27 protein-coding genes are annotated in these 26,376 nt (G+C 64.0%); 11 read left to right on the forward strand and 16 right to left on the reverse strand.

All coding sequences use genetic code 11. The features are described from left to right. Window positions 1-76 precede the first annotated feature (76 nt). The gene (locus tag Q5H89_RS09835) at window positions 77-1,789 is read right to left on the reverse strand and encodes a helix-hairpin-helix domain-containing protein (protein WP_305019132.1); all 1,713 of its coding nucleotides are present in this window, start codon (window positions 1,787-1,789) and stop codon (window positions 77-79) included. 154 nt (window positions 1,790-1,943) lie between these two features. Here Q5H89_RS09835 and Q5H89_RS09840 point away from each other — a divergent pair, with 154 nt between their 5' ends. After that, on the forward strand, window positions 1,944-2,390 hold the full coding sequence (locus Q5H89_RS09840; RefSeq protein WP_305019133.1) for a hypothetical protein: 447 nt from the start codon (window positions 1,944-1,946) through the stop codon (window positions 2,388-2,390). Between the two features lie 11 nt (window positions 2,391-2,401). On the opposite strand, the gene Q5H89_RS09845 is transcribed toward Q5H89_RS09840, so the two are convergent. Together Q5H89_RS09845 and Q5H89_RS09850 are read right to left on the reverse strand one after the other, a co-directional pair. Then, a complete protein-coding gene (locus Q5H89_RS09845) occupies window positions 2,402-2,932 on the reverse strand; it encodes a YceI family protein (protein WP_305019134.1) in 531 nt (176 codons plus the stop codon). Then, window positions 2,929-4,485, reverse strand: a complete 1,557-nt coding sequence (locus Q5H89_RS09850) for a hypothetical protein (RefSeq protein WP_305019135.1) — start codon at window positions 4,483-4,485, stop codon at window positions 2,929-2,931. Before Q5H89_RS09850 ends, Q5H89_RS09845 begins: the two co-directional genes overlap by 4 nt. 178 nt (window positions 4,486-4,663) lie before the next feature. Between Q5H89_RS09850 and Q5H89_RS09855 the strand changes: the two genes are divergently transcribed. The 3 genes from Q5H89_RS09855 to Q5H89_RS09865 all read left to right on the forward strand — a co-directional run bounded on the left by Q5H89_RS09855 (window position 4,664) and on the right by Q5H89_RS09865 (window position 7,500). After that, the gene (locus Q5H89_RS09855; protein ID WP_305019136.1) at window positions 4,664-5,074 is read left to right on the forward strand and encodes an EVE domain-containing protein; all 411 of its coding nucleotides are present in this window, start codon (window positions 4,664-4,666) and stop codon (window positions 5,072-5,074) included. 113 nt (window positions 5,075-5,187) lie between these two features. After that, window positions 5,188-6,801 carry a hypothetical protein gene (locus Q5H89_RS09860; RefSeq protein ID WP_305019137.1) on the forward strand — a complete coding sequence of 538 codons (1,614 nt, stop codon included), beginning with the start codon at window positions 5,188-5,190 and terminating at the stop codon, window positions 6,799-6,801. Window positions 6,802-6,915: 114 nt separating this feature from the next. Continuing rightward, a complete protein-coding gene (locus Q5H89_RS09865) occupies window positions 6,916-7,500 on the forward strand; it encodes a ribonuclease HII (RefSeq protein ID WP_305019345.1) in 585 nt (194 codons plus the stop codon). Between the two features lie 3 nt (window positions 7,501-7,503). Here Q5H89_RS09865 and Q5H89_RS09870 read toward each other — a convergent pair whose 3' ends face one another. The 3 genes from Q5H89_RS09870 to Q5H89_RS09880 all read right to left on the reverse strand — a co-directional run bounded on the left by Q5H89_RS09870 (window position 7,504) and on the right by Q5H89_RS09880 (window position 9,983). Continuing rightward, complete coding sequence (locus Q5H89_RS09870; RefSeq protein WP_305019138.1) at window positions 7,504-7,962, reverse strand: response regulator; 459 nt, start codon at window positions 7,960-7,962, stop codon at window positions 7,504-7,506. Between the two features lie 74 nt (window positions 7,963-8,036). Next, on the reverse strand, window positions 8,037-9,596 hold the full coding sequence (locus Q5H89_RS09875) for a sensor histidine kinase (RefSeq protein WP_305019139.1): 1,560 nt from the start codon (window positions 9,594-9,596) through the stop codon (window positions 8,037-8,039). Window positions 9,597-9,611: 15 nt separating this feature from the next. Further along, window positions 9,612-9,983, reverse strand: a complete 372-nt coding sequence (locus Q5H89_RS09880) for a CZB domain-containing protein (protein ID WP_305019140.1) — start codon at window positions 9,981-9,983, stop codon at window positions 9,612-9,614. 102 nt (window positions 9,984-10,085) lie between these two features. On the opposite strand from Q5H89_RS09880, the gene gcvT reads away from it, so the two are divergent. Together gcvT and Q5H89_RS09890 are read left to right on the forward strand one after the other, a co-directional pair. Continuing rightward, window positions 10,086-11,198, forward strand: a complete 1,113-nt coding sequence (gene gcvT / locus Q5H89_RS09885; RefSeq protein ID WP_305019141.1) for a glycine cleavage system aminomethyltransferase GcvT — start codon at window positions 10,086-10,088, stop codon at window positions 11,196-11,198. Between the two features lie 146 nt (window positions 11,199-11,344). After that, entirely contained in the window at window positions 11,345-12,064 is a 720-nt protein-coding gene (locus Q5H89_RS09890; protein WP_305019142.1) for a 2-phosphosulfolactate phosphatase, read from the forward strand. A 3-nt stretch (window positions 12,065-12,067) separates the two neighbouring features. Here Q5H89_RS09890 and Q5H89_RS09895 read toward each other — a convergent pair whose 3' ends face one another. The 6 genes from Q5H89_RS09895 to Q5H89_RS09920 all read right to left on the reverse strand — a co-directional run bounded on the left by Q5H89_RS09895 (window position 12,068) and on the right by Q5H89_RS09920 (window position 18,025). Beyond that, window positions 12,068-12,982, reverse strand: a complete 915-nt coding sequence (locus Q5H89_RS09895; protein WP_305019143.1) for a helix-turn-helix domain-containing protein — start codon at window positions 12,980-12,982, stop codon at window positions 12,068-12,070. Between the two features lie 243 nt (window positions 12,983-13,225). Further along, the gene (locus tag Q5H89_RS09900) at window positions 13,226-14,221 is read right to left on the reverse strand and encodes an aldo/keto reductase (RefSeq protein ID WP_305019144.1); all 996 of its coding nucleotides are present in this window, start codon (window positions 14,219-14,221) and stop codon (window positions 13,226-13,228) included. 111 nt (window positions 14,222-14,332) lie between these two features. Continuing rightward, on the reverse strand, window positions 14,333-15,385 hold the full coding sequence (locus Q5H89_RS09905) for an aldo/keto reductase (RefSeq protein ID WP_305019145.1): 1,053 nt from the start codon (window positions 15,383-15,385) through the stop codon (window positions 14,333-14,335). Window positions 15,386-15,523: 138 nt separating this feature from the next. Next, entirely contained in the window at window positions 15,524-16,030 is a 507-nt protein-coding gene (locus tag Q5H89_RS09910; RefSeq protein ID WP_305019146.1) for a hypothetical protein, read from the reverse strand. After that, window positions 16,027-17,370 carry an MBL fold metallo-hydrolase gene (locus Q5H89_RS09915; RefSeq protein ID WP_305019147.1) on the reverse strand — a complete coding sequence of 448 codons (1,344 nt, stop codon included), beginning with the start codon at window positions 17,368-17,370 and terminating at the stop codon, window positions 16,027-16,029. The genes Q5H89_RS09910 and Q5H89_RS09915 overlap by 4 nt, the downstream gene beginning before the upstream one ends. Before the next feature lie 214 nt (window positions 17,371-17,584). Then, a complete protein-coding gene (locus tag Q5H89_RS09920) occupies window positions 17,585-18,025 on the reverse strand; it encodes a hypothetical protein (protein ID WP_305019148.1) in 441 nt (146 codons plus the stop codon). A gap of 264 nt (window positions 18,026-18,289) precedes the next feature. On the opposite strand from Q5H89_RS09920, the gene Q5H89_RS09925 reads away from it, so the two are divergent. The 3 genes from Q5H89_RS09925 (at window position 18,290) to Q5H89_RS09935 (ending at window position 20,652) form a co-directional block, all read left to right on the forward strand. After that, window positions 18,290-19,201: a LysR substrate-binding domain-containing protein gene (locus tag Q5H89_RS09925; protein ID WP_305019149.1), complete on the forward strand. Its 912-nt coding sequence runs from the start codon at window positions 18,290-18,292 to the stop codon at window positions 19,199-19,201. An 83-nt stretch (window positions 19,202-19,284) separates the two neighbouring features. Then, window positions 19,285-20,301, forward strand: coding sequence for a YeiH family protein (locus tag Q5H89_RS09930; protein ID WP_305019150.1), 1,017 nt, complete (start codon window positions 19,285-19,287; stop codon window positions 20,299-20,301). 69 nt (window positions 20,302-20,370) lie between these two features. Beyond that, window positions 20,371-20,652: a YidH family protein gene (locus Q5H89_RS09935; RefSeq protein ID WP_305019151.1), complete on the forward strand. Its 282-nt coding sequence runs from the start codon at window positions 20,371-20,373 to the stop codon at window positions 20,650-20,652. Here Q5H89_RS09935 and Q5H89_RS09940 read toward each other — a convergent pair. Beyond that, entirely contained in the window at window positions 20,649-21,026 is a 378-nt protein-coding gene (locus Q5H89_RS09940) for a hypothetical protein (protein WP_305019152.1), read from the reverse strand. The two genes, Q5H89_RS09935 and Q5H89_RS09940, sit on opposite strands and share 4 nt — an antisense overlap. 240 nt (window positions 21,027-21,266) lie before the next feature. On the opposite strand from Q5H89_RS09940, the gene Q5H89_RS09945 reads away from it, so the two are divergent. Continuing rightward, entirely contained in the window at window positions 21,267-22,853 is a 1,587-nt protein-coding gene (locus Q5H89_RS09945; RefSeq protein ID WP_305019153.1) for an amino acid permease, read from the forward strand. A gap of 74 nt (window positions 22,854-22,927) precedes the next feature. Here Q5H89_RS09945 and Q5H89_RS09950 read toward each other — a convergent pair whose 3' ends face one another. Both Q5H89_RS09950 and Q5H89_RS09955 read right to left on the reverse strand, forming a co-directional pair. Beyond that, on the reverse strand, window positions 22,928-23,359 hold the full coding sequence (locus Q5H89_RS09950; protein ID WP_305019154.1) for a hypothetical protein: 432 nt from the start codon (window positions 23,357-23,359) through the stop codon (window positions 22,928-22,930). Between the two features lie 31 nt (window positions 23,360-23,390). Next, window positions 23,391-23,600, reverse strand: a complete 210-nt coding sequence (locus Q5H89_RS09955; protein WP_305019155.1) for a hypervirulence associated TUDOR domain-containing protein — start codon at window positions 23,598-23,600, stop codon at window positions 23,391-23,393. Between the two features lie 145 nt (window positions 23,601-23,745). On the opposite strand from Q5H89_RS09955, the gene Q5H89_RS09960 reads away from it, so the two are divergent. Then, window positions 23,746-25,791: an RICIN domain-containing protein gene (locus Q5H89_RS09960; RefSeq protein WP_305019156.1), complete on the forward strand. Its 2,046-nt coding sequence runs from the start codon at window positions 23,746-23,748 to the stop codon at window positions 25,789-25,791. On the opposite strand, the gene Q5H89_RS09965 is transcribed toward Q5H89_RS09960, so the two are convergent. Next, window positions 25,781-26,194 (reverse strand): hypothetical protein, encoded by a 414-nt coding sequence (locus tag Q5H89_RS09965; RefSeq protein WP_305019157.1) that lies wholly within the window; start codon window positions 26,192-26,194, stop codon window positions 25,781-25,783. The genes Q5H89_RS09960 and Q5H89_RS09965 overlap by 11 nt on opposite strands. Between the last annotated feature and the right edge of the window lie 182 nt (window positions 26,195-26,376).

The following is a 26,376-nucleotide window of genomic DNA, read 5'->3' on the forward strand; positions in this document are numbered from 1 at the left end:
GCAGTAGTATAGGATTAGTATCCTAACGGTTGCGAGCGAGATGCTTCGCTGCGCGCTGCATGACGATTTTTAACTTCTAACGTTGTTTGCGCGCCGCGAAATACGCTGCCGCCTCGTCTACGGACTTCGTGTTGAAAGTCATCTCCTTGGTTAGCATGCCTTTGCGGCCGGCCAGCACGCCGTAGCGCATATCGGCGTAGCCATCGGTGTGGTGGGCGTCGGGGTTGATGCTGAGCTGCACGCCCTGGCTGATGGCGTAGCGCACCCAGCGCCAGTCGAGGTCGAGCCGCCAGGGGTTGGCGTTGATTTCGATGATGACCTGGTGCTCGGCGCAGGCATCAATAACCGCTTTAAAATCAATGGGGTAGCCGGCCCGGCGCAGTAGCAGGCGGCCGGTAGGGTGGCCCAGCATGGTAGTGTGCGGGTTGGCAATGGCGGCCAGCAGCCGCTCGGTAGCGCGGGCTTCATCCATCTTCAGGTTGGAGTGGATGCTGGCCACGATAAAATCGAACGAGTCGCGCAGTTCCGCGTCGTAGTCCAGGCTGCCATCGCCCAGAATATCAGCTTCGATACCCTTGAAAATGCGGAACGGGGCTAGCTCCTGGTTCAGCTCGTCAATTTCGCGCTGCTGCTGGCGCACGCGCTCGGGGCCCAGGCCCTGGGCGTAGTGCGCCGCCTGCGAGTGGTCGCAGATGCCGAGGTACTCGTAGCCCGCATCGCGCAGAAAAGTAGCCATCTGGCGCAGCGAGTGGCTGCCGTCCGAGTAGGTGCTGTGGTTGTGCAGCGAGCCGCGCAAGTCGCTGTCTTCCAGCAGGCGCGGAATTTTGTGCTCGGCGGCCAGTTCTATTTCGCCCAGGCCCTCGCGCAGTTCGGGTACCACGTATTGCAGGCCGGCTTTCTCATAGAGTGCTTCCTCGCTGGCAAAGCGCTCGCGCTTGGCCCACTGGCGCAGGCTAGCGGGCTGCCCGGGGCCGGCCGAAGGCAAGGTGGCGCCCAGGTGCGCCTCGTTGCCGGTGCTCACAAATAGCTGATTGACAAAATCATCAACTGCCACCACGCGCACGGCCACGGCCACGCCCGATTCAGCCACGGTGCCGCGCCAGGCGAAGGGGCCCGAGCGCAACACATTGGGTCGCAGGCCGGGGGCCGCATTCAGCAGGGCATGCACGGGCGCCGGGTCGGGGCTAGCCACGAGCAGCTCGATGGTGTCTACTATTTCGAGGGCGCGGCGCACCTCGCCGGTGGCGGCTACATCGGCCACGCCGGGCAGTGGGCGCAGGCGGGCGGCGAGGTCGTTGGCCAATTGCTCGGCTTGCGAAAACAGCAGTTTGCCCGCGCTCTGGTCAGTGAAGGCCAGCGCGGCCAGGATGCTTTCCTGGGTTTTGGCCCCGAAGCCTTTAAGCTTGGCTACTAGCCCGGCCTCGGCGGCTTCGCGCAGCTGCTCGGGGCTTTCGATGCCGGCGTCGCGCCATAGCGCACGCACTTTTTTAGGGCCGATGCCCTTGATATTCAGCAGCTCTACCACGCCGGGGGGCGTTTTGTCGAGCAGCTCTTGCAGCTCCTTGAAGGTGCCGGTGTCGAGCAGCTCGGCCACCTTGGCGGCCTGGGTTTTGCTCAGGCCGGTGCGGTCGGGCAGGCCAGGCCGTTCGACTTCGGCTACCGTAAACTCCAGCTGCTCCAGGGCCGTGGCGGTGCCTTCGTAGGCCCTGATTTTGAAGGCGTTTTCGTCGTGTAGCTCTAGCAGCTGGGCCGTGAGCCGGAAGGCTTTGATGAGGGCGCGGTTGTCCATGTGGGAAGTGGGGCAGGGGGCAGCTAAGCCGGGCCAGGCCCGGCGACCGGGCTGGCCGCGGGGCTACCTGCCCCGCCAGCCCTAGCCAGCCACCGCCCAAAAGTACGGCCCCGGCAATGGGCGGGATGCCCAAATTGTCGTACACTTACGCCTTATGGTTTCTGCTACACGATTGGGCGGGCTGATGGGCCTTGTGCTGCTGGCCGCCGCCTGCCACCCCGACCACCCCGCCGAGCTGCCCGCCGGCCGCCTGGCCGCCCTGCGCGGCACCTGGCTGCTCGTGCCCGAGGCCAGCCACGCCGATACCCTTTGCTACCGCCGCAACACCTACCGCTTCAAATACCGGCCGGGTGGGCGGCCGGGCTTCCGGCTGGGGCCGGCCCAGCGCTTTGTGCGCTACGACGTGGCCCCCGGCGGCGGGCTGGTGGCCCAGGAAGGCACCTGGACTGAAACTACTACTGGCCGCCTGCTCATTCACCTGCCCGAGCTGGAGCCCGCCGCTCCCGATTATGAGCTGGAAGTGCTTGATTATAAGCAGGGAATATTGCGCCTGCGCCGCCTCAACGAGCGGCCCGCCGTCGAAATTATCCGCAACCCCTAGCACGTCCGCAATCAGGAAGCCCCTAGCCGGGTTTTGACGGTGATAAGCACCTCATTGGCCAGGATGAGGCTGGATTTTCCCAGATTATAATCCAGCCGGTTGATGCGGAACTGCCCTTGCAATTCATGCGTGGGCGACACCGTGAAGGGTAGTTTGACTTCGTGCGAAATACCTTTCATGGTCAGTGTAAAGGTGCCTTCGTACTGTTCGCCGCCCGTTTTTCGGAAGGCAATGGACTGCATGGTAATGGTGGGGTACTTCTCGGCGTCAAAATAATCAGGCTTTTGCAAGTGCTTGTCGCGCAAGACAATGCCCGTTTGAATAGTGCCGACCGGCACCGACGCCCGCACGCTGGCTTGCTCCAGGTGTGCCGGGTCGAACTGCCCCGTGGCGGTGAGGCCCGTCAGCGAGCCATCAACCGTGAGCCCGGCATTCACAATCTGAAAATGGATTGCGTCCTCCTGGCCCTGGCGCCCGCCGGCCAGGGGGCTGGCTAGCAGGCTGGTAAACCAACTGAGCGCAAGTAAGAAGCTGAGCATCATAGTGTTTTGAGAAAGGCTAGCAGGGCGGCGCGGTCAGGCGGGGCTAGCTCCAGCCCAAACTCGTGGCCACGCACGGCGCGGGTAGCCACGCCCGCGCCCCGAAAGCCGGTGGGCACGTAGTCGTCGCGCAGGCGCCGCGGGTCCAGCATATCGTCGAGGCTAGCCAGCGAGCCGTCGTGCAAAAATGGCCCCCGGTACCACACGCCACGTAGCGAGGGCACTTTGTAGTAGCCGGTGCCGCGCCGGGTTTTGAGGGTGTAGCTAGGGTCGGTACCAATGGATATCTCAAAAATATCGTACTTCTGCCGGTGTTCGTCGGGCACCTCAAAGCCATCGGCGGGCGTGAGCATGTTGTTGGTATAGAGCGGCGGCGTGTGGCAGCTTACGCAGCCCTGCTTGATAAAAATCTGGCTGCCGCGCTGGCTGAGGGCCGTGGGCCGATTGGGGTTGGTGGGCGGCCTGAGCGAGTACACGTACCTGGCCAGGGCATAGAGTTGCGCCTCGCTGTAGCGGTCGAAGGTGCCCGAAAAAGTGGCTTTGCCGGCCGGGGGCAGGGTTTGGTGCTTGGTGCCGGCCGGGATGTAGCCGTCGTAGCTAGCCATAAAATCCAGGGCTTGGTTGATGGCGATGTAGCGCATCATGTCGCCGATGCCCCGGTGCCGGGCCAGGCCGCCGTGGTCGAGATACAGGCGGTCCTTCACCCCAATAAGGTCGGGCACCGAGGGCGGAAACAGAATGCTGGTGCCCTGCCGGCCGTTGGTGCCGGGCGGCAAGGCATCAAAAGCCTGCGCAATTTGCTCCTTGGGCTGGCGGCTGAGGCGCGAATTGGGGTCGCCGGGTACAAACGGCGCGTCGAACAGCGTGCCGGTGACGTACTGCACGGCCGGCTCTGGAAAGTTAGGGTCGTGGCGAATATTCCAAGCCGTGGCGGCATCGCCCGGAAAATTGCCCTGGGCGCCTTTCAGCACCAGCCCGTTTTTTTCGACGCGGGTGTGGCACATGGCGCACGAGAGGTTGCCGAGCAGCACCTTGCCCGTTGAGGCCACCACGTAGCGGGCGTAGGGCATGATGCCGTCCTTGGTAACGGGCATTTTGGTAGCGGCGTAAAAAGCCGGGTCGCGCACGTTGTCCAGGGTAATCACCGCCCCATCCACGTCGATGGGCAGCTCAAACAGCAGCTCGCCGGCCTTTATCCAATCCGCTTCGGTATGAAGCGTTTGGGGGTCAAATACCACCTGCGGCTCCTGTTTTTTAAGCCACTCCAGGTAGCCCTTGGGCTCGCGGCCGGGGGCGTATACCGGGTAGTTCTTGTAGGCGATGCGCTCGGGCAGCTGGTAGTAGTAGGCAGCCGGCACGTGCCGGGGCGAGGCCTTGGCGGTGGCTAGCGGCAGCTCGGCGGCGGCCAGCGCCGTGCTGTCCCAGGTCCGCGGAATGAGGGGCTTGAAGACCCCCAGCAAGGCCGACGGCTGCCGGCCGGCACCGGCAACCCGCGAGCCCGCTGCTACGAGCAGCGCCAGGGCCAGGCATAAACCTCCGAATAAAAGCTGTTTCATAGCTGGTTGGCAGCAAAAGGATAATCAGAGCAAGCGCTAATATATTGAGGGCCAGGCCATCGGCCAGTGAGGCTAGCTGAATGGCTGGCGCGCGTATGCGAATGCCCCCGTCTGGTGGGGCGAAGCGCGTGGCCATGCCGCTAGGGCCATCGGTACCCGCAGCCCGACCTTTGCGGGCATGAACCACTGGCTCGTTAAATCTGAACCCGAAGCGTACTCCTGGGCCGACTTTGTGCGCGATGGCGGCACCGACTGGACCGGCGTGCGCAATTACCAGGCCCGCAACAACCTGCAAGCCATGCAGCCCGGCGACCTGGCTCTGTTCTACCACAGCGTAAGCGAAAAGGCCGTGGTGGGCGTGGCCCTCGTGCACGCCGCCCATGCCCCCGATGCCACCGCCGAAGCCGGCAGCCCCTGGGTGGCCGTGCACCTGCGGCCCCATGCGCCGCTAGCCCGCCCCGTGCCGCTGGCCGCCCTCAAGGCCGAGGCCCGGCTGGCGCAGCTGGGCCTGCTGCGGCAGTCGCGGCTGTCCGTCACGCCGGTGCGGCCCGAAGAATTTGACCTCATTCTGGCCCTGGCCGAGGGCTAGCGCGCTCTGGCCAAAAAGGGTGGGAGAGGGGGTTGCCAAAGCTGCGAAAAAAAGGTATCTTCGTACACAAGCCCCCTAACTAATTGCGCCCGGGCTGCGTTGCGAGGCTAGCTATGAAACACTTCTTCGCTTTTTGGTGCTGCCTGCTGCCGCTAGGGCTGTGGGCCCAGCGTACCCCCCCGCCGCCCCCGGCCGATGCGCCCGTGCAGGCAGCCCGCACCGAGCTGGTGCTCGACCCCACCTTTGATGAGGTGCAGGTGCAGACCCTGCCCGCCGACACGGCCGTGGTGCTGCTCATCCGGCACGAAGAGCCGGGCCTGCGCCACCGGGCGCACTACGTGTTTCAGCAATACGGCGCCGACCTGCACCTGCGCCGCGAGGTGCCCGTCGACATTCCGCCCGAGTTTGAGATGCAGCGCCTGTGCGCCGAGCCGGGCATTGTGTACGCGCTGTTTCGGGCCCCCGAAACCGCCGGCAAGCTGCTGGCCGTGGCCTACGATGCGCACGGCGGCCAGCTGCGCGTGCAGCCCTTCGATACCAAGCTGTGCCGCCAGGTGGTGGGCCTGAAGGCAATGGCCGGCCGGCTCCTGGTGAATGTGACCCTTGCCGACCAGCAGCACCAGACGGTGCTGCTGCTGAACGTGGCTAATGGGCAGTTTCAGTTTTTGCCTTCCCTCTACGAGCCGCTCGATACCGAGCTTACCAGCGTGGCCGACCGCCCCGCCGGCCGGGCCGAGTTTGTGCTCAGCCAAAGCAATGGCCGCAAGCAGCGCCTGCAGCTCAAGCGTCTCTCGGCCGACCAGGGCCAGCTGCTAAGCTCCGAATTTGTGCAAACCGAGAGCGAGCGCAGCTTGCTCACGGCCCAGCTTAGCCCGCCCGAGGATACCGCCGCCCGCCTGCTGGCCGGCACCTACGGCCTGCGCGACCTGCACTACGCCCAAGGCCTTTTTGCTACCGACCTCACGCCGCGCGCCACTGCCACCACGGCCACGGGCCGCCCGGCACTGCGCTTCTACGATTTCAAGCGCTTCCGGCACTTCTTCGACTACCTCAACCCCACCCGCGAGGCCAAACTGCGCGGCCGCGCCGCCCGGCGCGAGGCCCGCGAGGCTAGCCCTCTGCAATGGCACTACCACCTGCTGCTGCACGAGATGCTGCGCCAGCCCGACGGCGGCTACACGCTCGTGGCCGAGGTGTACACGCCCCAGTACAGCTACTCGCCCTACAACGGGCTGCCGCTGAGCCCGTACGCGGTAACGGGGCACAACTCGTACAGCGCGTTTGGCGGCTATGCCCCTTACAACAACTATGGCTCTAACCGCGCTTTTGTGGGCTTCCGCACCACCCACGTGCTGGTGTGCGGCTTCGATAAGCGGGGCAACCTGCTGTGGGACAACAACTTTGTAGTGGGCCCCGGCCTGGTGCGCTCGGGCCTGGAGGAGGCCGTGCAGCCCCTGACGCTGGCCAACGGCCACCTCGTGCTGGCTTACCTGCTCGATAACGAGCTGCACTATAAGCGCATCAACCAGAGCGAGGCCAGCCCCAACGATACCAAGGTAGACCTGCTTACCAGCGCCAGCGCCCAGGTCGAAAAAGTGCTCGATGTGAGCCAGCCCGACCTGCTGCCCTGGGGCGATAATACCTTTATCGCCAGCGGCTTCCAGCGCATTAAGGTTGACCGGGGCGCCGAGCGGCAGGTGTTCTTTTTGCAGGCGCTGCACTTTTAGCGTAGGGGGGCTGGCCCGGCCGTTCCGACCTTTGGGGCCAGCCCCAGCCCGGTTTATGGCCGTGGGCTGCCTTGCCGTATGCCCCTTGCTAGCCCTCCCAAGACGAAAACGCCGATGCTCAGTCTGCTGGCCACCCGCACCGGCCACCCGCACGAGGCGGGCCTCGACGAGGCCGGGCGCGGCTGCCTGGCCGGGCCGGTGTTTGCCGCCGCCGTCATCCTGCCGCCCGATTTCAATCCACCTTTTCTCAACGATTCCAAGCAGCTGACGGCCCGCCGCCGCGAGGCGCTGCGCGCCCTCATCTGCGCCGAGGCCGTGGCCTGGGCCGTGGGCGAGGCCTCTACCGCCGAAATTGCGGCCATCAATATTGCCCAGGCGAGCTACCTGGCCATGCACCGGGCCGTGGCGGCCCTGGCGGTGCCGGCCACGCACCTGCTGGTCGATGGCAACCGCTTCCGGCCCTACCCCGGCCTGCCGCACACCTGCGTAGTGGGCGGCGATGGCCGCTACCGCCACATTGCGGCGGCTTCCATCCTGGCCAAGACTTTCCGGGATGAGCACCTGCTGGCGCTGGCCCAGGAATACCCGCAGTATGGCTGGGCCCAAAACGCGGGCTACCCCACGGCCGCCCACCGGGCGGCGCTGCGCGAGCATGGCCCTAGTCCGCACCACCGGCCCACCTTCCGGCTTGAGTACTAGGGCTTACTGGCTGTCTTTCAGCTTCAGCAAATCCAGAAACAGGCTGAAGCCATCGACCGTGCCACCGCCCTCGCCGCCAAACGAGTCGAAGGTAAGCGGCTTGATGATGTAGCCGCTCACGCCCAGCGTGCTGGCGCCCGAGCGGTCCACGTCGAGGTCCGACGTGGTCATAATGAACACGTTGAGGTCACTGAATTCGGGGTCGTCGCGCAGGATTTTGAGCAGCTCCAGGCCGTTGAGGCGCGGCATGTTCAGGTCGAGCATCACTAGGCTGGGGCGGGCTATTTTGGTTTCACCGTTTTCGCCCCGCAGCAGGTTCAGCGCCTCGCGGCCATTTTTGGCGTGGATAAGCGGCACGGCGATATTTTGCTTGCGCAGTTCCCGCTGCACGTTCATCACATCCATCTGGTCGTCTTCGACGAGAAGAATGCTGGGCGAGGCGGGGGAAGAAAGGGGAGACATAGCGAAAAAAGCAGACGGAGCCGGTATAGGCAGGCTTAACTAACGAGACAAAATAGGAAAAGATGCGAGGGGCGTTATTTGGCCGCCGCCACCAGCTGGGCGGCCGGCACGGCCTGCTGGCTCGTAGAGGCGGGCTTGGCAGCGGGCTTCTTGGGCCAGGTGAAAAAGAACGTGGCGCCCTCGCCCTCGGCCGACTCTACCCAGATGCGGCCGCCCTGGCGCTCCACTATTTTTTTAACAATGGCTAGCCCCACGCCGGTGCTTTCGAGGGCGTCGCGCTCTACCAGGGTCTGGAAAATGATGAAAATGCGCTCGTGGTACTCGGGCGCGATGCCCGGGCCATCGTCCTGCACCGAGAAGCGGTAGAAGGCGTCGCTCATGTCCTCGCAGCCAATGCGGATGGTGCCGGTGCTCGGGTGGTCGTGATACTTTATAGCGTTGGAAATCAGGTTGGTAAAAACCTGTTGCAGCTGGGTGCGGTTGGTGGGCAGCGTGGGCAGGAAGAAGGGCAGCTCCAGGTGCATGCCCTCGGGCAGGCCCACCGTGTCGGTGATTTCGCGCAGCAGCTGGCGCACGAATACGGCCTCGTTGGCCTCGGCTACCTTGCCCACCCTAGCCAGGGCCAGAATGCCGGTAATGAGGTTTTCCATGCGGTGCACGCGCTGCCGCATCAGGGCCAGAAACTCGCGGATGTGGGGCGGCAGCGAGTCCTTGCCCATGTCTTCCTCAATCCAGCGCGAGGCGCTTTCGATGCCCCGCAAGGGCGCCTTCAGGTCATGCGACACCACGTAGGCAAACTGGTCTAGCTCCTGGTTGCGGCCCTCCAGCTGGCTGATATTCTGGTCGATGGTGCGGGCCATCGTGTTGAGCGCGGTCGTCAGCTCGGATATTTCATCGTGCTCGGTATCGACAAGCTGGGTTTTGTAATCGCCGTCGGCCAGGCGGCGGGCCATGGCTATCATGCCGCGCAGGCGGCGGGCCAGCAGCCGCACCATGTACACGGCCCACAGCAGGCCAAACACCAGCGCCAGCCCCGTAATGAGGCCCGAGAGCTTCTGGGCCCGCGAGATGCTGTCGGCCAGGCGCTGGCGCTGCGCTTGGCGGTTGGCGTTCTCCACCTTGTCAAACTCCGCCATCTGATACCGGATGGCGTCCATTATCTGCTTGCCGGCGAGGCCCTCGGCCAGGCTGGCGTGGGGCATACCTACTAGCCCCTGCTGCTGCGCAATGCGCTGGTGGGCAGCGCGCTTCTCGCTTATCATCAGGTGGGTGTAGGTGGCCCACTGGCGGTAGCGGTGCTGGGTGGTATCGAGGCGCTGGCGCTGGGTGGGCTCGGCGGCCAGCTCATCGCGCAGGGTATTGAAGCGGTGCAGCAGGTCGCGCTCGCCGTGGTAGTAGGGCTCCAGCAGCTGCTCATTGCCTAGCAGCAGGTAGCCCCGAAAGCCGGTTTCCATATCAATAATGCTGCGCAGCAGCGTGGCCCCGTCGGCCGAGGTGCGCTGGGAAGCTTCCACGCGCTGCGAGTTGCGCAGCACCTGGCCCGCGAGGCGGTAATTAACCACTACCACGGCGGCAAATAAGCCCAGCAGCAGTAAAAATCCAGCAAAAAGCTTGGTAGTAAGGTTAATTTTCATGGCAGGCAGGCGTCGTCACGCTTGCGCAGTACGCAGTTTGGCCTCCATAGTTTGCAGCAGCTCCAGGATGTAATCGGCCAGCACCTGCACTTCGCCAAAGCCCGCCAGGGCCTCCTCGCGGCGGCTCGAGAGGTGCAAATCCATGAGCCGGTTGGCCTGCTGGTGAATGAGGCGGTGCTTGAGGTCCAGCTCGCGCATCTCGGGCAGGTGGCGGTAGGCCCCCTGGCGGCGCTCGGTTATCCACTGGCCCAGGCCGCACTGGTCGGCGTCGCGCAGGGGGCCTTCCTCGTTGCCGTTGCCGTGCAAAAAAGAGCGTAGCCGGGCCTTGAAGGAAAAATGCTTGACGAGGGCAGACTCAAAATCCTGCTTGATAGCTTCGGGGCTCATGGGGCAAAGGTAAGCCTTACGTAACGCCGCGTTGCGCGGGTGCGAAGTAGCTTTGCGGGTGCCTAGCCGGGTCGGCTGGCCTTGCCCATCCCTTTGTTTTTCATGGAAGCTACCCCGCTCAAAACCGTTGCCCTGCACGATACCCACCAGCAGCTAGGCGCCAAGATTGTTCCCTTTGCCGGCTATGCCATGCCCGTGCGCTACTCCTCCGACCTGGAAGAGCACCACACCGTGCGGCGCGGGGTGGGCATCTTCGACGTGTCGCACATGGGCGAGTTTCGGGTGCGCGGCCCGCAGGCGCTCGCGCTCATTCAGCGCACCACCAGCAACGACGCCAGCAAGCTGCAACCCGGCAAGGCGCAGTACTCGTGCCTGCCCAACGCCACCGGCGGCATCGTCGACGACCTGCTGGTGTACATGCTAGGGGAGGAAGATTACTTCTTGGTAGTCAATGCTTCTAACATTGAGAAAGACTGGAACTGGCTGCAACAGCACAACACCGAGGGCGCCGAGATGGAAAATGTTTCCGACCAGCTCAGCCTCTTTGCCGTGCAGGGCCCTAAGGCCGCCCAGGCGTTAGCCTCGCTCACTGAGGTAGACCTGGCCAGCATTCCGTACTATAGCTTCGTGCAGGGCACGTTTGCGGGCGCGCCCAACGTCATTATCTCGGCCACGGGCTACACCGGGGCGGGCGGCTTCGAGTTGTATATTCCCAATGAGCACGCCGCTGATGTGTGGAACAAAATTATGGAAGCCGGCCAGCCCTTCGACCTCAAGCCCATCGGGCTAGGGGCGCGCGACACGCTGCGCCTCGAAATGGGCTACTGCCTCTACGGCAACGACATTGACGACACCACCTCGCCCCTCGAAGCCGGCCTGGGCTGGATTACCAAGTTCACCAAAGACTTCACCAACAGCGAGGCACTGAAAGCCCAGAAAGCCGCCGGCGTAACGCGCAAGCTCGTGGGCTTCGTAATGGATGGCCCCGGCGGCCTGCCCCGCGCGCACTACCCGCTGGTCGATGCCGCGGGCCAGGCCATTGGCGAAGTTACGAGCGGCGGGCAGTCGCCGAGCCTCAGCAAAGGCATCGGCCTGGGCTACGTGAAAACCGAGCTGGCTAGCCCCGGCACCCAGATTTTTGTGCAGGTGCGCGGCAAAAATCTGCCCGCCACCGTGGCCAAGCTGCCGCTGGTGCCCGGCACCGAGGAAGTGTAGTCTTTATTGTTTGCCAATCATAACCGACTGTCATTGCGAGCGCAGCGAAGCAATCGCATCAGAACGAGCCGCGTGGGTTCCGTTCCGGTGCGATTGCTTCGCTGCGCTCGCAATGACAATGACTTAGTGTAACGACTAGTACAAGCATGAAACTCGACGTTTGCTTTTCGCCCGAGCTGCTGCCGCTCTATGACCTGCGCGGCCGGGTGGCCGTTATCGTGGACGTGCTGCGCGCCACCAGCACCATCGTCACGGCCCTGGCGGCGGGCGTTACGGAGGTTTTCCCCACGGCTACCCTCGACGAGTGCGCCGCGCTGGGCCGCGACCAAGGCTGCATTACGGCGGCCGAGCGCGATGGCGTGGCCGCCGCCGGCTTCGACTTGGGCAATTCGCCCTTCGGCTTTCTCGATGGCAAGCTGGCAGTGAAGGGCCGGGCGCTGGCCATCAGCACCACCAACGGCACTATGGCCCTGCACCGCTCGCTCACGGCCGAGGCCATTGTGTGCGGCGCATTCCTCAACCTGAGCGCGGTAGTCGACTTCGTAGTGGCGCAGCAGCGCGACGTGCTGGTAGTGTGCGCCGGCTGGAAGGGCAGCTTCTGCCTCGAAGACAGCATCTTCGGCGGCGCGCTGGCCGAGCGGCTAGCTCCGCTGGGCTTCGACATAGCCTCTTCTGATGCTGGGCTGGCGGCCCTGCACCTGTGGCAGCACGCCAAGCCCACCTGGCCCGAATACCTGCTGCAATCGGCCGCCGTGCGCCGCCTCAATGCCCTGGAGGCGCACGACGATTTCACGTTTTGCATGCACGTCGATACCCACCCCGATATTCTGCCCGTGTGGCGCACCGACCGGCTGGTGCGCGGCTAGGCCCTACTGCGCCGAAAAGCGGTAGGCGGCCGGCGTGAGGCCCGTTTTGTTCTTGAACAGCCGGCTGAAATACTGAGGATACTCGAAGCCGAGCTGAAAAGCCGTTTCATTAATAGTCAGCGACGTGCTGAGCAGCAGGCTCTTCGCCTTTTCGATAAGGGCGTGGTGAATGTGCTGCTGGGTATTCTGGCCCGTGAGCGAGCGCAGCATGTCGCTGAGGTAGGCCGGCGACACATGCAGCGCATCGGCGAAGTACTGCACCGTGGGCAGGGGCTGGCTTTCGCCCTGGGCAAAGTAGCCGGTCAGCAGCGCCTCGAAGCGGCTGAGCAGGTCGTGCTCGGCCGGCCGCCGCGTCAGGAACTGCCGGTGGTAGAAGCGGTTAGCGTAGTTGAGCAATACTTCGAGCTGCGACACCAGCACATCCTGGCTGAAGCTGTCGATGGGCTGCTCGCACTCGCGCCGCAGGCCGTCCACCACGCCGTCGAGCAGGCTTTCTTCCCGGCCCGAGAGGTGCAGCGCCTCGTGCACTTGGTACGAAAAGTAGGTGTAGCCCGCCAGCTTCTTGGCTAGGGGGTACTTGTGCAGCAGGTCGGGGTGAAAGACGAGCAGCCAGCCGCTTAGCTCCGAGGTATCAATCGAGTCGTTGTTTTCGCACAGTTGTCCCGGCGCATAAAATGCCAGCACGCCCTCACTGAAATCGTAGGCCCGGTGCCCGTACTGAATGCGGCCTTTCAGATTCTTTTTCAGAGCGATAATGTAGAGCTGCCGCAGCGCCGGCCCGCTAGGGGGCGTGTGGTGCAGCGAGTGCCTGAGGTCGATAACCGTGAGCAGCGGGTGCACCGGCGGCGGAAAGCCGAAGTGTTGCGTGAAGTCTGACACCGTGGCCAGGGTGCGAAACTCTTTGGATGACTGTTTCATAGCGGAGAATAAAAGTGGCGGAATTGTCGGGGTGATACAGCTGGTCGCCCTAGCGCATCACCTCACCCCCGGCCCCTCTCCTTGGGAGAGGGGAGCCGACCGCGAGCAAAAGGCCGCAGTCGTCAGGCTCCCCTCTCCCCAAGGAGAGGGGCCGGGGGTGAGGTTAATCGTTGAACGAGGCTATCTAACCCGATGCACGCACCTACCAACTGATTAACAGATAAAACCGGCAAATAGCCGGCCCTAAAACCCTGCTGGGTACGCGGCGCCTGCGGCGCTGCCCACCGGCATAATAGCATCCAATTCCGCCAGCTCAGCTGGGGTAAGGACAAGAGCGGCAGCGGCCACGTTGGCTTCCAAGTACTTGCGGCGCTTGGTGCCCGGAATTACGACTACCTCCTGGGCCAGCACCCAGGCCAGGGCCAGCTGCGCGGGCGTCACGCCCTTGGCGGTGGCCTGGGCCTTGAGCTTCTCTACCAACTCCAGGTTCTTGTAGAAGTTTTCGCCCTGGTAGCGCGGAAACCAGCGGCGCGAGTCGTTGGCCTCGAAGTCGTCGGGCGTCTTGATATCGCCCGACAAAAAGCCCCGCCCCAGCGGCGAATATGCCACGAAGCCAATGCCCAGCTCGCGCGCTGCCGCAAGGATGCCTTCGTCCTCCACCCGCCGGTCGAAGAGCGAGTATTCGCTTTCGAGGGCCGAGATGGGGTGCACGGCGTGGGCGCGGCGCAGGGTGTCGGCGGGCACCTCGCTCAGGCCGAGGTAGCGCACCTTGCCTTCCTCTACAAGGCGGCTCATGGCGCCCACGGTTTCTTCGATAGGCGTGGCGGGGTCTACGCGGTGCAGGTAGTAGAGGTCCACGTAGTCGGTGCCCAGGTTTTTGAGCGAGCGCTCGATGCTCTTGCGCACGTACTCGGGCCGGCCGTTGTAGCCGCCGGTCCACTGCTCGTTGTCATCCACTTCGAAGCCGAATTTGGTGGCTACCGTGAACTTGTCGCGCTGGCCAGTCAGCACTTTGGCTACCAGGCGCTCGTTTTTCATCGGGCCGTAGAGGTCGGCCGTATCCAGCATGTCCACGCCCAGATCCAGGGCGCGGTGCAGGGTAGCCAGGCTTTCGGCTTCGTCGGCCTCGCCATACACGCTCATGCCGTTGATGCCGCCGGTCATGCCCATGCAGCCCAGGCCTTCTACCGAAACTTGCAGGCCCTGGCTACCCAGCGGTACTTTCTTGATAGTGCTCATAAGGTATTGCTTGTGAGGGGTTATGCGAAAAATAATTCCTCTGCAAAGGTCCGGCTAGCCCCTAAGGCTGCGCCTATACAAACCCGCGCTTTTGCAATACAAAACGCGCCCTCACCCACGCCAGCCTCGCACCGTAGCGCCGCCAAACACGCTCTTATTGCCGGCCGGCGAAAAAATGCCGTAGGGAAACACCGTCTCCGGCGCGCTAGCCTCATCCAGCGCCCGCAGTTGCTCGGGCGAAAGCTGAATGTCGAGCGCCGCGATGCTGTCGTGCAGCTGCTCGACCCGGCTAGCCCCTACAATGGGCGCGCTCACGCCGGGCTGGGCCAGCACCCAGGCCAGCGCCACCTGCGCCAGCGGGCGCTCCAGCTGCGCGGCTACCGGCCGCAGGGCCTCCAGAATACGCCAGTTGCGGTCAGTAAACAGCGTGTTGCCGAAGGGGTTAGGGCCGCTGAGGCGGCCTTCGCCGGTAGCGCCACCTTTGGCGCGCTGGTACTTGCCGGCCAGAAAGCCGGCGGCCAACGGGCTCCACGGGGCTAGCCCCAGGCCACATTCGCGGGCGGCGGGCACGTACTCGTGCTCGATATTGCGCTCGACCAGCGAGTAGGCGAGCTGCATGGCAATGGGGCCGGGCACGCCGTGCGCGGCGGCCAGCGTGGCCGCCTTAGTAGTATACCAGGCCGGCATATCGGAAAAGCCGAAGTAGCGGATTTTGCCGGCCCGCACGAGGTCGCCGAGGGTTTGCAGCACTTCCTCCACGGGCGTCACGGTGTCCCACACGTGCAGCCAATACAGGTCCACGTAGTCGGTTTTGAGGCGGCGCAGCGAGCCTTCAAGGGCACGGTAAATCTGCTTGCGGCCGTTGCCGCTGGCATTGGGGTTGCCGGCCTCGGCGCTGAAGCCAAACTTGGTGGCTAGCACCAGCTTGTCGCGCAGCTTCCGCTCGGCCAGGTAGCCGCCCAGCAGCTCTTCGCTACGCCCGCCGGCATACACGTCGGCCGTGTCCACGAAGTTGCCGCCCGCATCCACGTAGGCATTGAAAATAGCCTGCGACACCTCATCGGGCGAGCCCCAGCGGGCGGTGCCAAACGTCATGGTGCCCAAGGACAGCGGGCTGACTACCAAGCCCGAGCGGCCCAGCGTGCGAAAATCGGTAAGTGACATAGGAGTGAGGCTAGGGGGTATCTGCTGGGTACAACAGGCCTGGCCCCACAAAGGTCCTGCCGGGGCTAGCGGGCGGCGGTATACAAACTGCGGTTTGTGCTACACGAAATGAGGCGCCGCTAGTAGGCTAGCGGGCGCTTACCAGCCTTTGGTGGCTGTTATCAGTTGCTCGCGAAACGATTCTGTAATATTTTGGGGCGTATACTCTGACATCAGTATGCTTTCCAGCGAATCACTACCACCAGCATCGTAGCCAAAATAACCGTACTCAAAGTCAAAAAAGCGGTAAGCCAAGCCGCTAGCATCTGGCGTAAGCGTAAGGTTGAAGAAGAGGCTGAATTGCTCTTCATCAGCATTCATAATACGCACCCGGTAGCAGCTCTCTTTCGGTATACCACCATATGTGGTGCCGCTTGACTGAATAAAACTCCGTATTGTTTCCGGAGAATCATTAGTTAAGGTTCGCCGGTACCAGCGCCGCACCAGTCGCTGCCGTTGCGCCTCGGTGCGAATACTATCGGGCCACGGCAAGCGGCCAACGAATTCAATTTTGCCAGTGGCTGCATTGCGCGGCCACGGCCGGGCGACCTGCGCCCAGGCCATCCGGCTAGCCATCATCAAGATGATAAAGAGCAGTGCTCTCACGCCGACACCGGCGCAAACTCCGTCACCGCCTCACCTAAATCCAGCACTTCTACACCCGGCCGGGCGGCCTCGATGATGCTAGCCCCGGCCGCCGAGCGATAGCCGCCGGCGCAGTGCACCAGCACCGGCTTGTCGGTCGGAATCTCGCCTACGCGCTCGCGCAGCTCGGGCAGCGGAATGAGCAAGGCGTTGGGAAACAGCGGGTCGTGGGCCTCGGTGCGGTTGCGGATGTCCACGATGGTGAACTCCTCGGGGTACTGGCGCACGGCGGCTACCTCCACGGTAGGGCTGGTGGCGGGCTGGGTGGCGGGGGCCAGCAGAGCGCCCTTGATATTGCCCTCGTAGCCAATTTTGGCGGCTTTGCGAATCACGGCGTCGAGCTGAATCTGGGTGTCGGCGAGCAGGTAGAATTTCTCTTGCGGCCCCACCACCGACCCTAGCCAGGTTTCAAACTTGCCGCCATCCTGCAGGTTGATAGCGCCCGGCAGGTGGCCGGCGCGGAACTTAGCCGCCGGCCGGGTGTCGATAACAAGCACGCCGGGGGCTAGCGGCGTGCCGGCGTGCAGGCGTGGCACCGCCCGGATGCTGTCCTCAAAATTGGGCGCGCCCTGCTTATTAAGCTGCACGTCGTGCCCAAAGTATTTGGGCATAAATGGCTGGTCTTCGAGCAGCACTTTCACAAACTCAAGCTCCGACATGGGTTGCAGCGCGTAGTTGGTGGCCAGCTCCTTGGCAATGGTACTGTCGAGGTCGGGGCTGGTGGTTTTGCCGCAGAGCGAGCCGGGGCCGTGGGCCGGGTACACGCGCGTGGCGGGCGGCAGCGCCATCAGCTTCTGGCGCAAGCTGGTGTAGAGCTGGGCGGCCAGCGCCTCGCGGGCGTGGCCGCCGGCGGCCTCGGCCTCGCGCAGGTCGGGCCGGCCCACGTCGCCCACAAACAGCGTGTCGCCCGTGAATACGGCGCGGGTCTGGGCGGCTTCATCCATGAGCAGCACGCTGATGCTGTCGGGCGAGTGGCCGGGGGTATTCAGGGCGTGCAGTTCCACATTGCCGAGCTTGATGCGGTCGCCGTCGTCGAAATTTTTGTGGGGGTAGCGGGCGCCGGTGAGCTTGCTGCAATAGATAGTGGCATCGGTTTCCTGGGCTATTTCCAGGTGGCTGCTCACAAAGTCGGCGTGGGGGTGCGTCTCAATCACGGCCACAATCTGGGCGTCGTGCTCGTCGGCAAAGTCGTAGTAGGGCTGCGGGTCGCGGCCGGGGTCGATAACGGCCACCTGCCGGCCCGCCCGAATGGCGTAGGAGGCGTGGGCCAGGCCTTTATCGTAAAACTGTTGAATTTGCACCGCAGGGGTGCTACTACTGGGTAAGGGCATTGGGGTACGGTGGCAGCGGATGAGCTAAACGCCTGATTATCGGGCTGCCGGGGTAGGTGACAGGGTCAAATATAACGAGCCGCCTCAACATCGGGCTAGCCCCCGTAGTTCGCTGGGCTGCGCCGAGCCGCAAAAAGCCCCGGCCGTAGGGCCGGGGCTTTGGGGCAGGCAGAGGAGACAAAAGCTAGCTTTTGGCCTTCTGCTTGTCGCCGTGCTCGCCATGATGATGATGCTCCTTTTTCATAGCTGCGAGCTTGCCGTACTGGTCGGCGCTGAGCACGCCTTGCAGCTGGGCCTGGTACTTGGCGTGGCCGGCCTTCATTTCCTGGTGCAGGGCCTGGCGCTGCTCCTTGGCCGGGTATTTGGCTTTGAGGGCCTGGCCTTCCTGGGCCTGGGCCAGCATTATCTGGTGCACTTTGGCCTGCTGGTCGGCGCTCAGGCTCAGTTTTTTGGTGAGCATGGCCGTGCGGTGCTCGGCACGCTGCTCGGGCGTTTTGTGCTCGCCCTTGCCCATGCGGTGCACGCGGTGGGTAGGCAGCTGGGTAGTGGTGGCAGCAGGCGTAGTCTGGGCAAAGCTGGCGGTGGTAAAGGCCAGGGCGGCCAGCAGAAGCAGGGACTTTTTCATAATAAGAATTGAGAAACTAGTAAGCAGAAAAAAGAGGAGAAAAGCAGGAAGCGCGGCCGCGCTGGCTCCGGGTACCCAGCTAAATACAAGGAGCTTGCCAAAGCTGCGCCGCGCCTCACAACGCGCTGGCTGTGCCGATAAAGGCGGCTTTTTTGCCGACGAAGCAGGCAGCCACCCTAGCCAGCGGGTGGCTCAGCCTTGGGTTAACAGGCTCCCTGCGCGCCCACTAGGCGGCGCGGCGCATCGCGCCCGACCTTTGCCGGCATGTCTGATTTTCGCCTGCGCGTATTTGCCGCCGTGGCCCGGCACCTCAGCTTCACCAAGGCCGGGCAAGAGCTGTTTGTGAGCCAGCCGGCCGTCACCAAGCATATCCGCGAGCTGGAGGCGCAGTACGGCCAGCGCCTGCTGGAGCGGCGCGGCAACCGCGTGAGCCTCACTGAGGCCGGCCGCCTGCTGCACGCCCACGCCGAGACCGTGGCCGCCGCTGCCCAGCAGCTCGAAGCGCAGTTGCTAGGCCTGCGCGACCCCGAGGAGGCCGCCGGCCGCCTGCGCCTGGGCGCCAGCACCACGCTCAGCCAATACGTGCTGCCGGCCTGGCTGCCCGCCTTCCAGGCGCGCTACCCGCAGGTGCAGCTCAGCTTGCTGAGCGCTAATAGCGAGCGCATTGCCGAGGCGCTGCTGCGCGGCGAGCTGGATTTGGGCTTTGTAGAAGGCCGCACCAAAAGCCGCGACCTGCACTACGAATTGTTGCTGCCCGATGAGCTGGTGGCCGTGCGCCGGGCCACGCCCGCCGGCCCGCCCGCCCGGCCCGTGCCGCTGGCCGAGGCCCTGGCTAGCCCTCTGGTGCTGCGCGAGCGCGGCTCGGGCACCCTCGAAGTGCTGGAAATGGCCCTGCGCGAGCGCAAAATCAAGCTCAGCGAGTTGCAGGTAGCGTTTTACCTCGATAGTACTGAGGCCATTAAGAGTTACCTCGAAGCGGCGCCAGCGGCGCTCGGCTTCGTATCGCGCCAGGCCCTGAAGCGCGAGCTGGCGGCGGGCCTACTCGAAGTGGTGCCCGTGCAGGGGCTAGCCCTGCCCCGGCAGTTTGAGGCCGTGTGGGTGCAGGGCCAGCCGCTACTACGCACTGCGCAACGATTCCTGAGCTTCGGGCAGCAGCGCGCTAAGCCAGTTGCATAACCAATGGTTATGTACAATAAGTATTTGTAATTACCATAGCGAGAGTAGATTGCGTAATTTTGGGGACCTAATTAGCACGTCCCATGCCTGCTCTGCTCGAAAATTCGCCCTCGGCTGCCACCCCGGCCACCGGTTTTTTTCGCCACTTTCATACCCCGCATCTGGTGCTGGGCCGGCCGGTATCGCTGCGCCAGGTGGTGTTTGGGCTGCTGCTGGTGTTTTGCCTCACGCCCTGGGCCTCGCCGCCGCTGGCGCTGGCGCTCGGGCTAGCCCTGGCCCAAACGGTGGGCAATCCCTTTGTGGCGCGAACCAAAATGCTGACTTCCAAGCTACTTCAGTTTTCGGTTATCGGCCTGGGCTTTGGTATGAATGCCCACGCGGCGGTGCAGGCTGGCCGGCAGGGCATTGTATTTACGGTGGTTTCTATCTTCGGTACGCTGCTGCTGGGCTTTGTGGTGGGCCGGTGGCTGGGGCTGGGGCGGCGCGTGGTGCACCTTATTTCGTGCGGCACTGCCATTTGTGGGGGCTCGGCCATCGCGGCCATCGGGCCGGTGCTACGGGCCAAAGACGAAGAGATGTCGGTGGCGCTGGGCACGGTGTTCGTGCTCAATGCGCTGGCACTGTTTGCGTTCCCACCCATCGGCCACGCGCTGCACCTGAGCCAGCAGCAGTTTGGGCTGTGGTGCGCCATCGCCATCCACGATACCAGCTCGGTGGTGGGCGCGGCGGCGGCCTACGGCAACCAGGCCCTCGAAATAGCCACCACCGTGAAGCTCGCCCGGGCCTTGTGGATTATCCCGGTATCGCTGGGCACGGCCTTGGTTTTCAAGCAAGAAGGCGTAAAAATCACGGTACCGTATTTCATTCTGGGCTTTATCCTGGCCATGCTTTTCAACACTTACGTGCCAGCCGCCAAGGCGCTGGGCCCGCTGATGGTGAGCCTGGCCAAGACGGGCCTCACGGCCACGCTGTTCTTCATTGGGGCGGGCTTATCGAACAGCGTGTTGCGGGTAGTGGGCCTCAAGCCCTACGTGCTGGGCATTGTGCTGTGGCTGGTCATTGCCGGCGCTTCGCTCTTCGTCATTCGGCACGCGGTGTAGCGGGCTGGCTAGCGCGGGGCCGGCACTTTGCGTTAAAGCAAGCCGTACCTCCGCGTCTGTTTTTATCCCATGCTTCCTTCTGCCTCGAATAGTCCGCTTTCCCTTCCCGACCGGCTAGCCCTGCAACGCACCCGCCTGGCCAACGAGCGCACGCTGCTCACCTACGTGCGCACGAGCCTGGCGCTGGTGGGCTTTGGGCTGGCGCTCTTGCAGTTTCACCCCGAGCGGGGCGGGCGGCTGGGGTATACGGCGCTGGCCGTGGCCGGCGTGGTGCTGGCGGTGGGCCTGTGGCGCTTTCGGGTGCACCGCCGCCAGCTGGCAGCCTGCCAGCTGGCGGCGGGCAAGGCCTAGCGCCCCACCTGGCTGGTGCTGTGCAGCTGGCCAATGCGAGCGGCCTTGTACTGCTGGTAGCGCACGTACTGCGCCGGCGTGAGCACGCCCCGAATCAGTTCATCAGACTTGGCGCGGTCGAAGGCCATGGCCGTGCGCAGGGCGCCGGGGTCGTCGTGGTGGGCCGTGAGGTCGGCATCCATGTGCTGGCGGGTGAGGAGGAGTACCTGCCGCAGGCGGGCTTGCTGGTCGGGCGAGAGGCCTAGCTCCTGGGCCATGCGCTGGGCCTGGCTGGCGGCTGCCGCCTGGGCGGCGGGCGTGGGCGGCGCCAGCTGGGCGGCGGCCGGGCTGGCCAGGGCAAGTAAAAGAGCGAAAGCCGATAGATAGGTAGCCATTAAAGATAAAGCTGGAAATAAGGCCTAAGATAAAGGAGCAATGAAGAGCGCCCGGCCGCTGCCGGTAGCCGGCTCAGGCCAGCCCGGCGGGGGCTGCAAAGTTGCGGCCAAACGGCCCGTGGAGGCTAGTCGCAAAGTTTAGCGTATTTTCGGCCCGGCTGACTATTCTCCAGCTATTACCTCAACGCGAAAAAACCGTTACCAGTACCTCCCCCCACTCGTTCTTTTCCTCACTTTTGCATGGCTAGTATTTTTGCCAAAAAACCGCTTGCCCAACTCCTGGGCGAAGCCAACTCTACCGGCCACGGCGCGCTCAAGCGCACGCTGGGCGCCGGCAACCTCGTGGCGCTGGGCGTGGGCGCCATTATTGGGGCGGGCCTGTTTGTGCGCACGGCCAGCGCGGCGGCCCAGGCCTCGGGCCCGGGCGTGACGCTCGCCTTCATCCTGGCGGCCTTCGGCTGCGTGTTTGCGGGCCTGTGCTACGCCGAGTTTGCGGCCATGATTCCGATTGCCGGCTCGGCCTACACCTACGCCTACACCACCATGGGCGAGTTTGTGGCCTGGATTATCGGCTGGGCGCTCATCATGGAATACGCGCTGGGCGCGGCCACCGTGTCCATCGCCTGGAGCGAATACCTGAACAAGCTCTTAGAAGTTTTTGGCACCAGTATACCTTATAATCTCAGCCACTCGCCCTTCGAACACGCCGTGGTAAACGGCGTGACCCAGCACGGGCTGGTCAACCTGCCGGCATTGCTCATCATCGTGATGCTGAGCTTGTTGCTGGTGAAAGGCACCCAGGAGTCGGCGCTGTTCAACGCCGTTATCGTCATCCTCAAAACCCTTATCGTGGTGGTGTTCATCGCCGTGGGCTGGCAGTTCATCAACGGGGCCAACCACACGCCCTACCTCATTCCGGCCGATGCCGTGGTGAAAAACGGCGCCGGCGAAGTGGTACGCACTTACGAAGGCTTTTTCAAGCACGGCCTGGGGGGCATTATCGGCGGCGCGGGCATTGTGTTCTTCGCCTTCATCGGCTTCGACGCCGTGAGCACGGCCGCGCAGGAGGCCAAAAACCCCAAGCGCGACATGCCCATTGGCATTCTGGGCTCGCTGGCCATTTGCACGGTGCTCTACATCCTCTTCGGCCACGTGCTGACGGGCGTAGCCAACTGGCGCGAATTTGCCGACCCCGCCCTGGGCGGCGAGGCTAGCGTGGCCTACGCCATCCGGGCGCACATGCCCGGCTACGGCTGGCTGGCCACGGCCGTGACGGTAGGTATCCTGCTGGGCTTCACCTCGGTTATTCTGGTAATGCTGATGGGCCAGAGCCGCGTATTTTTCTCGATGGCTAAGGATGGCCTGATGCCCAAAGCCTTCTCCGAGCTGCACCCCAAGTTCAACACGCCCTACAAATCCAACCTCATGCTGATGGTGTTCGTGGGCTTGTTCGCGGCCTTCGTGCCCGGCTCGCTGGCCGGCGACCTCACCTCGTTTGGCACGCTGCTAGCCTTCGTGCTGGTAAGCATCGGCGTGTGGATTATGCGCAAGTCGGACCCCGAGCAGCCGCGCCCGTTCCGCGCGCCGCTTTCCACCCCTAGCTTCCCGCTGGTGCCCATCATGGGTGCTCTGGTGTGCACGCTGCTGATTGTGGGCCTCGACTCGTTTACGCTGCAAGTGGCCTTTGGCTGGATGCTGCTCGGTTTTATCGTGTACTTCCTCTACGGCAAGGCCAACTCGATGCTGCAAAAAGGCATTGTAGTAGTGCCCACCGAGATGGATGAAGAGGCTTTCATTAAGCCCAACTCGCCGGGTAGCGAATATTAGTAGCTTCACTAAACTCAAAAAAAGCCCCGCTGACTAGCGGGGCTTTTTTTGAGCCTTTTCCTTAGCTCGGCCGGCTAGGGTGTGCCGATGGCCGGTCGAAACTGCGCCAGCCAGGCCAGCGCCTCGGCTTCGTCGGTAAACCAATTGGCCCGGTAGGCGGCCGACAGGATAATGGGCGCCGGGAGGGCATAGCCCCGGGCATTGAGGGCTAGCCACAGCTCGGGCTGGGCCAGAAAAGCCACGCACGGAATACGACCCAGGCTCAGGTGTACTCGCGGAAAAAATTCGTCGCGCAGCCACTCGTACATATCGAGCGGCTGAGGCACGCTATCAACGCGGCCATCGAGCAGCCAGAAGGGGCAAGTGTAGTGTTTGGCCCAAGCTAGCAGCAGTTCACTCACTTCCGTAAACTCGGTAGCCGATAATGGGCGCAGCATCTTGCCCTGCAGCAAAGCAGGCTGCGCCTGATAGTGTACAGCGAAGTAGCCGGGCAGGGTAGGAAGCATGGCGCAGCAGCGGTTGGCCGTACTAAGCTACTCATTTAGTGGCTTTCACCTCGCTCTGTAGCTTCAGAACTTTATCGCCATTGTCTTGCACAATCACGAGGGCCGGGTCGTCGGCCGTGCCGTTGCGGTGAATGTCGTGGCCCTTGATTTTAACGGTCGTGGCTTCTTTGTGAACCGACTCTATTTTGCCGGTGGCCGTGCCGGTGCCGTATTTCCAGCTGACTTTGGTGCCTTTGCGCATGGGATGGGGAAGGTTGAGCGTTTGAGCAGCTATACTGCGAAAGCCCACCTCAGGATATGCCTGCCCGGCCCGCCGCCCGCCGCCGCTTTGCGTAGGCAACCGGGGGCTAGCCGGGGTTTCGGCTGGCTGCCCGACCTTTGCGCCTATGCTTCGAGTACTTTTCCTGTGTTTACTGGCACTTTCGGCCGGTGCCCAAGCGCCCCTGGCGCCCGACAACCGTGCGCTCTACGGCATCATCAACCGCGCCAGCGGGCGCTGCCTCGATGTGCAGCGGGCCGCCACCACCAGCGGCGCGGCCGCCGTGCAGTGGGAGTTTACCCACGCTCCCAGCCAGCAGTGGCACCTCGTGCTCATTCGGGAGGGCGGCGAGTACTACCGCCTCGAAGCCAGGCACAGCACCCAGTGCCTGACCCTGGAAGTGAACACGCTAGCCCCCAGCGGGGCCAATACGCCGCTGGTGCAGCGGCCCTTCACGGGGGGGCTGGGCCAGCAGTGGCGGCTGGTGCCCACCGGCCAGGTGGGCTCGTTTCAGCTCGAAAACCGGCTCGATGGCCGGGTGGCCACCCTGGCCGTCAATGACAAGTTCAACAACACGGCCATTGTGGCGGCGCGCAGCGTGGGGCGCCTCAGCCAGCAGTGGCGCCTGTTTCAGCTGCAGCTAAAGCTGGCCAGCGGGCCGCCCTACTTTGCCGCGCCCGAGCCGCTGGCCGCGCTAGCCTCGCCGGCCGGCAGCGAGCTGCAGCCGGTGCCGGCCCCCGATGGCGAGCGCCTGTACTTCACCCGCACGCGTTTTGCCGGCAACGTGGAGGGCGCCGCCGAAAGCGGCGATATCTGGCTGAGCCAGAGTACTGATAAGGGCCGCACTTGGGGGGCGCCCACCCACCTCGACACCCCCGCCGGCCTCAACACGCCCCAGAACAATGCCGTGCAGGCCGTAGTAGGCCCGGCCGCTAGCCCGGCGCTGCTGCTGCGCGGCACCTACGAGGCGGCTGGCTTCCGCGACGAAGGCGTGTCGCGGGTGGCGCTGGCGGGCGGCGGGCGGCCCACGCCGCTGCGCATTGCCAATTATTCTTCGAGCAGCCCGGCGACTAACTTTTTTATGTCGGCCGATGAGAAAGTGCTGCTGCTGAGCCTGGAGCGCGAAGACTCGCAGGGAGCCAACGACCTGTACATCAGCCGGCCCGATGGCGCCGGCGGCTACTCGGCGCCCGTGAGCCTGGGCGCGGTGGTCAACTCGCCGGGCTACGAGTTTGCGCCCTGGCTCACGGCCGATGGCAAAACGCTGTACTTCGCCTCCTACGGCCACCAAGGCTACGGCTCGGCCGATATTTTTGTGAGCCAGCGCCTCGACGACAGCTACACCAAGTGGAGCCAGCCCGAAAACCTGGGCCCGCGCTTCAACGGACCGGGCTACGACGCCTTTTTTGCGCTCGGGCCCGACGGCACGGCCTACTATGCCAGCACCGGCCCCAAAGACACGGCCCCCAAAAAGCTGTTCCGCACGCCCGCCGGCCCGCCGCCCGCCCCCGATTCGGCAGCCATTGCCACGGCTGCGGCGGCCGCGGCCAACCCGCTGGGCCAGGCGCGGGCGCTGCTCACGGGCCGGGTAATTGATGCCCGCACCAACAAGCCGCTTGAAGGCGGCGCCGAGGTGCAGGCCCTCATGATAGGCGGCCCCATCGACTTCCGCAGCACGGCGCGGGCCGACCAAGTGGGCTTTCAGATGTCGCTAGCCCCCGGGCGCTACCGCCTGACGACCACGGCCGGCCTGCTCACCCGCGTCGATACGCTTACGGTGCGGGCCGGCGAGTCGCGCCGCTACGAGCCGCGCCTCACGCCTGCCACCGTGGGCTCGCGCCTCGATTTGCCGGCCATTATTTTCACCCAGAGCCAGGCCAAGCTCATCGGCTCGTCCTACGCCACGCTCAACACGCTGGCCAATTCGATGAAGGAAAACCCGAGCCTGGAAATTCGCCTCGAAGGCCACACCGACAACCAGGGCCCGGCCGATAAAAACCAGGTACTCAGCGAGCAGCGCGTGGCCGAGGTGAAGCGCTACCTCGTGGGCCGGGGCGTGGCCGAAAGCCGCATCACCACCATCGGCTACGGCGGCTCGCGCCCTAAGTTTGGCAACGACCGCGAGGAAACCCGCAAGCTCAACCGCCGCGTGGAACTCGTGATTACAAAGTAGCCGGCGCGTGGGCTAGCCCAGCCAACCCAGCTACTCGGTCCGGCTGCTCCGGCAAGCATTCGAGGCCCAGGGCCGAGCCATCGGCCGGGTCGTAGGCGGCGTGGCTCAGTATGCGCTGGCCCAGCGCCAGGGCCTGCCGGGGCAGCGCCCGCATACCCGGCTGCCACGGCACCGCCGAGGGCGGCCAGCAATAAGGCGTGCCCGCCAGCAGCCGAATGGCCTGCGTGACGCGGCGCAGCTGCTCGCCCAGGCCCGCCAGGAAAGAGGCGGTAGCCCGTTGCAGGGCCACCGCCTCGGCCTCGGCAATCTGATACTTAGCAGCATAGGCCGGCAGGCGGCTGGCAAACTGCTTGAGCCAGGCGGCGGTAGATAAGTCGCCGGTGGTAGGATAAGCGGGATACATACCCGCAAAATAAGCAGAAAAGCTGAATAGTTTAGTGCGCTAACTGGCTGGTTATTCAGGGTATTAAGTGATTTTATCCTGCCTATAGCGAGAGATAAAGGAGTTGCCTTGCAGTTCAATTGGGTGCGCAATGCCTTCGCAATGCCTCCAGAAGCTAGCAGGCGCCTAGTGTGAACCCCGGG

It is taken from the genome of Hymenobacter cheonanensis (assembly GCF_030581075.1).
Lineage (GTDB): Bacteria > Bacteroidota > Bacteroidia > Cytophagales > Hymenobacteraceae > Hymenobacter.

Coding starts and splice junctions, on each gene's coding strand:
- Q5H89_RS09865 (WP_305019345.1), top strand. CDS start 6,916: ATGCTCAGTCTGCTGGCCACCCGCACCGGCCACCCGCACGAGGCGGGC.
- Q5H89_RS09945 (WP_305019153.1), top strand. CDS start 21,267: ATGGCTAGTATTTTTGCCAAAAAACCGCTTGCCCAACTCCTGGGCGAA.
- Q5H89_RS09960 (WP_305019156.1), top strand. CDS start 23,746: ATGCTTCGAGTACTTTTCCTGTGTTTACTGGCACTTTCGGCCGGTGCC.
- Q5H89_RS09850 (WP_305019135.1), bottom strand. CDS start 4,485: ATGAAACAGCTTTTATTCGGAGGTTTATGCCTGGCCCTGGCGCTGCTC.
- Q5H89_RS09860 (WP_305019137.1), top strand. CDS start 5,188: ATGAAACACTTCTTCGCTTTTTGGTGCTGCCTGCTGCCGCTAGGGCTG.
- Q5H89_RS09835 (WP_305019132.1), bottom strand. CDS start 1,789: ATGGACAACCGCGCCCTCATCAAAGCCTTCCGGCTCACGGCCCAGCTG.
- Q5H89_RS09855 (WP_305019136.1), top strand. CDS start 4,664: ATGAACCACTGGCTCGTTAAATCTGAACCCGAAGCGTACTCCTGGGCC.
- gcvT (WP_305019141.1), top strand. CDS start 10,086: ATGGAAGCTACCCCGCTCAAAACCGTTGCCCTGCACGATACCCACCAG.
- Q5H89_RS09890 (WP_305019142.1), top strand. CDS start 11,345: ATGAAACTCGACGTTTGCTTTTCGCCCGAGCTGCTGCCGCTCTATGAC.
- Q5H89_RS09905 (WP_305019145.1), bottom strand. CDS start 15,385: ATGTCACTTACCGATTTTCGCACGCTGGGCCGCTCGGGCTTGGTAGTC.
- Q5H89_RS09920 (WP_305019148.1), bottom strand. CDS start 18,025: ATGAAAAAGTCCCTGCTTCTGCTGGCCGCCCTGGCCTTTACCACCGCC.
- Q5H89_RS09940 (WP_305019152.1), bottom strand. CDS start 21,026: ATGGCTACCTATCTATCGGCTTTCGCTCTTTTACTTGCCCTGGCCAGC.
- Q5H89_RS09935 (WP_305019151.1), top strand. CDS start 20,371: ATGCTTCCTTCTGCCTCGAATAGTCCGCTTTCCCTTCCCGACCGGCTA.
- Q5H89_RS09840 (WP_305019133.1), top strand. CDS start 1,944: ATGGTTTCTGCTACACGATTGGGCGGGCTGATGGGCCTTGTGCTGCTG.
- Q5H89_RS09955 (WP_305019155.1), bottom strand. CDS start 23,600: ATGCGCAAAGGCACCAAAGTCAGCTGGAAATACGGCACCGGCACGGCC.
- Q5H89_RS09875 (WP_305019139.1), bottom strand. CDS start 9,596: ATGAAAATTAACCTTACTACCAAGCTTTTTGCTGGATTTTTACTGCTG.
- Q5H89_RS09870 (WP_305019138.1), bottom strand. CDS start 7,962: ATGTCTCCCCTTTCTTCCCCCGCCTCGCCCAGCATTCTTCTCGTCGAA.
- Q5H89_RS09950 (WP_305019154.1), bottom strand. CDS start 23,359: ATGCTTCCTACCCTGCCCGGCTACTTCGCTGTACACTATCAGGCGCAG.
- Q5H89_RS09965 (WP_305019157.1), bottom strand. CDS start 26,194: ATGTATCCCGCTTATCCTACCACCGGCGACTTATCTACCGCCGCCTGG.
- Q5H89_RS09930 (WP_305019150.1), top strand. CDS start 19,285: ATGCCTGCTCTGCTCGAAAATTCGCCCTCGGCTGCCACCCCGGCCACC.
- Q5H89_RS09845 (WP_305019134.1), bottom strand. CDS start 2,932: ATGATGCTCAGCTTCTTACTTGCGCTCAGTTGGTTTACCAGCCTGCTA.
- Q5H89_RS09900 (WP_305019144.1), bottom strand. CDS start 14,221: ATGAGCACTATCAAGAAAGTACCGCTGGGTAGCCAGGGCCTGCAAGTT.
- Q5H89_RS09895 (WP_305019143.1), bottom strand. CDS start 12,982: ATGAAACAGTCATCCAAAGAGTTTCGCACCCTGGCCACGGTGTCAGAC.
- Q5H89_RS09880 (WP_305019140.1), bottom strand. CDS start 9,983: ATGAGCCCCGAAGCTATCAAGCAGGATTTTGAGTCTGCCCTCGTCAAG.
- Q5H89_RS09925 (WP_305019149.1), top strand. CDS start 18,290: ATGTCTGATTTTCGCCTGCGCGTATTTGCCGCCGTGGCCCGGCACCTC.